Annotated in this window: 6 protein-coding genes; 5 read left to right on the top strand and 1 reads right to left on the bottom strand. The window is 68.3% G+C overall.

The genetic code is table 11. The features are described 5' to 3' along the window. A partial coding sequence (locus B2X67_RS20735; protein WP_286786660.1) for an NAD(P)/FAD-dependent oxidoreductase occupies positions 1-1,198 on the top strand: 1,198 nt, incomplete at its 5' end. Here the strand turns inward: B2X67_RS20735 and B2X67_RS20730 are convergent. Continuing rightward, positions 1,173-1,487, bottom strand: a complete 315-nt coding sequence (locus tag B2X67_RS20730; RefSeq protein ID WP_273232899.1) for a putative quinol monooxygenase — start codon at positions 1,485-1,487, stop codon at positions 1,173-1,175. The two genes, B2X67_RS20735 and B2X67_RS20730, sit on opposite strands and share 26 nt — an antisense overlap. 160 nt (positions 1,488-1,647) lie before the next feature. Here B2X67_RS20730 and B2X67_RS20725 point away from each other — a divergent pair, with 160 nt between their 5' ends. From B2X67_RS20725 to B2X67_RS20710, 4 genes are all read left to right on the top strand, one after another. Next, the gene (locus B2X67_RS20725) at positions 1,648-2,238 is read left to right on the top strand and encodes an NAD(P)H-dependent oxidoreductase (protein ID WP_273232901.1); all 591 of its coding nucleotides are present in this window, start codon (positions 1,648-1,650) and stop codon (positions 2,236-2,238) included. A 451-nt stretch (positions 2,239-2,689) separates the two neighbouring features. Continuing rightward, positions 2,690-3,628, top strand: a complete 939-nt coding sequence (locus B2X67_RS20720) for a class I SAM-dependent methyltransferase (RefSeq protein ID WP_286786659.1) — start codon at positions 2,690-2,692, stop codon at positions 3,626-3,628. Positions 3,629-3,832: 204 nt separating this feature from the next. Then, the gene (locus B2X67_RS20715; RefSeq protein ID WP_286786658.1) at positions 3,833-5,911 is read left to right on the top strand and encodes a hybrid sensor histidine kinase/response regulator; all 2,079 of its coding nucleotides are present in this window, start codon (positions 3,833-3,835) and stop codon (positions 5,909-5,911) included. 78 nt (positions 5,912-5,989) lie between these two features. Then, positions 5,990-6,462 (top strand): glycosyltransferase (locus B2X67_RS20710; protein WP_286786657.1); only part of this gene is annotated, 473 nt, incomplete at its 3' end.

The following is a 6,462-nucleotide window of genomic DNA, read 5'->3' as shown; positions in this document are numbered from 1 at the left end:
CCTGCTAGACGACAACCCGCTGCCCGGCGGGCAGATCTGGCGCGACGGCCCGCATGCCGAGCTGCCGCCCAAGGCCCGCGAAATGCGTGCGCGCCTCGACGCCTGCGCCAATGTGCGACGCCATGCCGGCTGCAAGGTGATCGCCCTCGCCGGGCCGAAACGCCTGCTGTTGGAAGACGCCGAACGCGGCTGGCTGCTCGCCTACGACAAGCTGATCCTCTGCACCGGCGCCCGCGAGCTGCTGCTGCCCTTCCCCGGCTGGACGCTGCCCGGCGTGACCGGCGCCGGTGGCCTGCAGGCACTGATCAAGGGCGGCCTGCCGGTGGACGGCGAGCGCCTGGTGATCGCCGGCAGCGGCCCGCTGCTGCTGGCCAGCGCCGCCACCGCCAAGGCGCGCGGCGCACGCCTCGTGCGGATCGCCGAACAGGCCCCGCTGGCCGCCGTAGGGCGTTTCGCCAGCGCGCTCTGGGCCAGGCCGAACAAGGCCTGGCAGGCCCTGGAACTGTTCGATGCAACCTACCGTACGGGCAGCCACGTGCTCGCCGCGCTCGGCAGCGAGGGGCTTGAGGGCGTGCGCCTGCAGGTCGGCAAGCGGGTCGAGGAAATCGCCTGCGAACGCCTCGCCTGCGGCTTCGGCCTGGTGCCCAACACGCAGATCGGCGAGGCGCTTGGCTGCGCGCTGAGCGACGGCGCGATACGCGTCGACACCTGGCAGGCCAGCAGCCTTGCCGATCACTACGCCGCCGGTGAATGCACCGGGTTCGGCGGCAGCGAACTGGCGCTGGCCGAAGGCGCCATCGCCGGTCACGCGGCGGTCGGCATGCTGGCCGAAGCCCGCGCGCTATGGCCGCAGCGGCAACGCTGGCAAGGCTTCGCCGACCGCCTCAACCAGACCTTCGCCTTGAACCCGGCGCTGCGCCGGTTGGCGCGGCCGGACACCCTGGTGTGCCGCTGCGAGGACGTGCCGCTCTCCGCGCTCGGCGGGCGCAGCGGCTGGACCGAAGCCAAGCTGAGCAGCCGCTGCGGCATGGGCGCCTGCCAGGGCCGCGTGTGCGGCAGCGCCGCGCAGTTCCTGTTCGGCTGGCAGCCACCAGCGCCGCGCCCGCCGTTCAGCCCGGCGCGTATCTCCACCCTGGCGAAGCTCGCGGAAGCCGAAAGCCAGGCGCCGGACCTCAGTCAGGCCCGGACGCCGGGCTGAGCATGTCGATGCGGCGGATGGCGAAATCCTCTCGCAGGTAGTCCATCCGCTGCGTGTGGAAGCGCTGCATGTGCGGCAGCGCCGAGTGCACCTCGAGGTGTTCGCGTGAGGCCCAGACCTCGAAGAAGATGAACAGCGTGGGGTCCTCGGCGTCGCGCAGCATGTGGTACTCGATGCACCCCGGTTCGGCGCGGCTGGCTTCGACGTAGCCGCGGAACAGCGCCTCGAAGGCCGCGGATTTTTCCGCACGGGTGTGCGCTTTCAGGATGAAACCGTAGGGCTCGCTCATGCTCGTTTGCTCCTTGAACAGGTAAGAGCCGCATCGTAAATCACGAGTCAAAATTGGATTGGTGAATCTCGCGCACAATTGATGTGCCCGGAAGCGGCTTTTTCCGCGCCCGCGGGGCCCGTAAGGTGAGCGCCATTCAAACCTTTACGGGACATTCGCAATGAAGAAGATTCTCCTGCTCAACGGCGGCAAGCAGTTCGCCCACTCCGACGGCCGCTACAACGCCACCCTGCACGAGGCCGCGCTGGCCTACCTCGACCACGCCGGCTTCGACGTGAAGACCACCTTCATCGACGGCGGCTACGACGTCGCCGAGGAAGTCGCCAAGTTCCTCTGGGCCGATGTGGTCGTCTGGCAGATGCCGGGCTGGTGGATGGGCGCACCCTGGACGGTGAAGAAGTACATCGACGAAGTCTTCACCGAAGGCCACGGCAGCCTCTACGCCAACGACGGCCGGACCCGCTCCGACGCCTCGCAGAAGTACGGCAGCGGCGGCCTGCTGCACGGCAAGCAGTACATGATCTCGGCCACCTGGAACGCGCCGCAGCAGGCCTTCGACGACCCCACCGACTTCTTCGAAGCCAAGGGCGTGGACGCGGTGTATTTCCCCTTCCACAAGGCCAATCAGTTCCTCGGCATGACCGCCCTGCCGACCTTCCTCGCCGTCGACGTGATGAAGGTCCCGGCGATCGAAGCGGATGTGGCGCGCTACCAGGCGCACCTGGCCAAGGTATTCGGCATCGCCGGCTAAGGGTGGCGCGGGGTTAAGCGGTGCGGGGGGGGCCGGTGACGGACCGATCAACTGCACATTCGCCGCTAACCCACCCTACGTCGAGGTGGGCGCATCCGTAGGGTGGGTCAGGCGCTCCGCGCGGGGCCGGGCATTTGCGGGGTTTCCGCGCCGTAACCCACCAGGCGAGGTATCGCCAATCACCGCACGGTGGGTTACGCGGCGGTGGGGATCGGTGCGGGGCCGATCAATCGCAAATTCGCCGCTAACCCACCCTACGTCGGGGTGGGCGCATTCGTAGGGTGGGTTAGGCGCTCCGCGCGGGTATGGGCAATCGCGGGGCTTCCGCGCCGTAACCCACCGGGCGAGGTATCGCCAATCACCGCCCGGTGTCGTGGGCAATCCCGTAGCGTGATTCGGCAGCGCCGCGCGGGGCGGCTAGAATGCCGCACCCTTCCTGCGAACCCGCCCGATGAACGCCGAAGCCCTCGCCACCCTGAACCAGCACCTGCTCGCCGCGCTCGCGGCGCTTCCCGATGAAACGCGCCGCCTGTTCCACGGCCGCGGCCGGCGCTGGCCGGGGCTGGAGCAGATCACCGTCGACTGGATGCAGGGCGTGCTGCTGGTGTGCCTGTTCCGCGAGCCGGCGGCGGAAGAACTCGCCGCGCTGAAGCATCTGTTGCGGGCGCTGGGCGAAACGCCCGCCTGGCGGAGCAGCGGCGCGCGGACCCTGTTGCTGCAGCACCGCTACCTGCCCGACAGCGCGACCGAGGCGCTGATCGGCGAGGCCATCGAGGAAGCGGTGATCAGCGAAGGCGGCCTGCGTTTCCTGCTGGATTTCGGCCGCAAGCAGAACAGCGGGCTGTTCCTCGACATGCGCTACGGTCGCCGCTGGGTGCAGGCCAACGCCGCCGGCAAGCGCGTGCTGAACCTCTTCGCCTATACCTGCGGCTTCTCGGTGGCGGCGCTGGCCGGTGGCGCCGAACAGGTGGTCAACCTTGACATGGCGCGCGCCGCACTGAGCCGGGGACGCGACAATCACCGGCTCAACGACCAGGACCTGCAGCGCGTCAGCTTCCTTGGCCACGAGCTGTTCAAGTCCTGGGGCAAGGTGCGCAAGCTCGGCCCCTACGACCTGATCATCATCGACCCGCCGTCCTTCCAGAAGGGCAGCTTCGCGCTGACCCAGGACTACCAGAAGATCCTCCGCCGCCTGCCCGAACTGCTGAACGCCGGCGGCAGCGTGCTGGCCTGCGTGAACGATCCGGGCATCGGCGCCGACTTCCTCATCGACGGCATGGCCCGTGAGGCGCCCGCCCTGCGCTTCGTCGAACGCCTGGAAAACCCGCCGGAATTCGCCGACATCGAGGCCGACGGCGGCCTCAAGGCGCTGGTCTTCCGCCAGGGCTGAGCCCCGGGAATCCCCGCGCGCTCAAGCGAAGGGAGCCCGTGATCGGCGAAGGCGCAGGGCCGCGCCTGACGACGGCGAATTATTCACGTTTGTAAGGCTCGAAACTGAAACCCGCCGAGCCGGTCGGCAAGCCACACCACGAGTAAATCGATGCCTTCTCCATTCCTATCCCAGAGCCACGGTTGCCAAGGCTGGCGTGGCGAGATGTCCGAACGTATCCGCGCCTTCGACTGGTCCACCACCGAGCTGGGACCACTGGAAGGCTGGTCGCACAGCCTGTGCAACGCCGTGCAGTTCCTTCTCGGCTCGCCGGTGCCGCTGGTGATGCTCTGGGGCCGCCCCGGCTACATGATCTACAACGACGCCTACTCGGTGTTCGCCGGCGGCCGCCATCCGTACCTCCTCGGCTCGCCGGTGGAGCTGGGCTGGCCGGAAGTCGCCGAGTTCAACCGCAATGTGATGGACACCTGCCTGGCCGGCGGCACCCTCTCCTACCGCGACAAGGAACTGGTGCTGCTGCGCCACGGCAAGCCGGAAGAGGTGTGGATGGACCTCTACTACAGCCCGGTGCCGGGCGACGACGGCGCGCCGGCGGGCGTGATGGCGATCGTGGTGGAGACCACCGAACGGATGGTTTCCGAGCGGCGCCGCCAGGAAGCCGAGTCCGCCTACCGCGAAGCCAACGAGCGCCTGCACCTGGCGCTCAGCTCCGGCGCCGTGCGCGGCCTGTTCGTTTGGGACCTCGAGACCAACCTGCTGTCCGGCGATGCACGTTTCGCGCGGACGTTCCTCCTGCCCGTTGAGCAGGTGGAGCAGGGCCTGCCGAACGACAGGGCGATGCAGATGATCCACCCGGACGATCTCGAACACCTCAACCGCCAGGTCGAGCAAACCATCGCCCTGCGCGTGCCCTTCAAGGCCGAATACCGCATCCGTCAGCCCGACGGCAGTTATCTGTGGGTGCTCGCCAGCGGCCGCTGCGAGTTCGGCGAACAGGGCCAGCCGCTGCGCTTCCCCGGCGTGCTGATCGACATCCACGAACGCAAGATCGCCGAGGATGAACTGCTGCAGCTCACCCACCAGCTCGAGCAGCGCGTCGAGGCCGAGGTGCAGGCGCGCTCCGAGGTCGAGGAGCGCCTGCGCCAGTCGCAGAAACTCGAGGCGATCGGCGGCCTCACCGGCGGCGTCGCCCACGACTTCAACAACATGCTCCAGGTGATCGCCGGCAACCTGCACCTGCTGGCACGCCTGGAACCGGCCAACGAGCGCGCGCAGCGCTATGTGCAGGTCGCCCTCGGCGCCGTCGACCGTGGCGCCAAGCTCTCCTCGCAGTTGCTCTCCTTCGCCCGCCGCCAGCAGTTGCAGCCCACCCAGTGCGATCCGCTGCGCATCTACCAGGGGCTCGGCGAACTGTTCCAGCGCGCGCTGGGCGAAACCATCCATCTCGACGTGCAGCTGCCGCGGGACTCCTGGCCCATCTACGTCGACCGCAACCAGCTGGAGAACGCTCTGCTGAACCTGGCGATCAACGCCCGCGATGCGATGCAGGGCGAGGGCACCATCCGCATCACCGGCGAGAACGTCACCCTCGACGAAGCCTTCTGCGCCGGCAAGCAGATCGAGCCCGGCGACTACGTGTGCCTGTCGGTGTGCGACAACGGCATCGGCATGACCCAGGAGGTGCTGGAACACGCATTCGAGCCGTTCTTCACCACCAAGCCCGAAGGCCACAGCACCGGCCTCGGCCTGAGCATGGTGTTCGGCTTCGTCAAGCAGAGCGGCGGGCATACCGAAATCATCAGCGAGCACGGCGTCGGCTCGACGGTGCAGATGTACTTCCCGCGCAGCGCGCGCAACGCGCCGGACGAGGAGCCGCAGGCGAGCGACGAATGCAGCGCGTGCGGCGGCGAAACCATCCTGGTGGTGGAAGACGACGCAGGCGTGCGCGCCACCGCGGTCGAACTGCTGCAACAGCTGGGCTACCGGGTGCTGACCGCGGCGAACGGCGAGCTCGCCCAGCAGCTCCTCGACGAGGGCACGCGGGTCGACCTGATCTTCACCGACGTGGTGATGCCGGGCCGGATCAAGAGCAGCGACCTCGCGGACTGGGCACGACGGCAGACGCCGCCGGTTCCGCTGCTGTTCACCTCCGGTTTCACCCGCGACGTCATCTCGCGCAACCAGCAACTGAGCGCCGACACCCACCTGCTGAGCAAACCCTACACGCCACAGGCACTGGAAAGCATGCTCCGCTCGGTGCTGGCGGGCCGCGGCGCGGGCTGAGCGCCGCGCGCCGACAACCGGCAGAACCAAAACCCGGCGCGCAGCCTCGAACAGCAACCCCCCCAGCGGATACGCGCCATGCGGCTGCCCCTTCTCGAACCCGTCCTCACCGATGCCATCGACCCGGCCGCGCCGCCGGCGCCGCTGCGCATCGGCGTGCTCACGCATATCCAGCATCCGATCCGCCAGCCCTTCGCCGGCGGCCTGGAAGCCTTCACCTACGACATCACCCGCGGCCTCCAGCAACGCGGCCATGCGGTGACGCTGTTCGCCAGCTCGTCCAGCGCGGCGGAGCTGAACCTGGTGCCGGTGTGGAGCGACGACACCTACGTTAACGGCGCGCGGCGACACGCCAGCCTCTCGGAGGACTACCTCCAGGAACACCACGCCTACCTCGCGGTGATGCAGGGCATCGACGACCACGGCTTCGACATCGTCTTCAACAACAGCCTGCATTACGTGCCGGCGACCATGGCCTCGATGATCCGCACACCGATGCTGACGGTGCTGCATACGCCGCCGTTCTTCGAGCTGATCAACGCCTACCGCGC

The organism is Pseudomonas sp. UBA3153 (genome assembly GCF_002364635.1).
Classification (GTDB): Bacteria; Pseudomonadota; Gammaproteobacteria; order Pseudomonadales; family Pseudomonadaceae; genus Pseudomonas_O; species Pseudomonas_O kuykendallii.
Note: the sequence above shows the minus strand (reverse complement) of the source record. Positions and strands in the feature narration are given on the sequence as shown.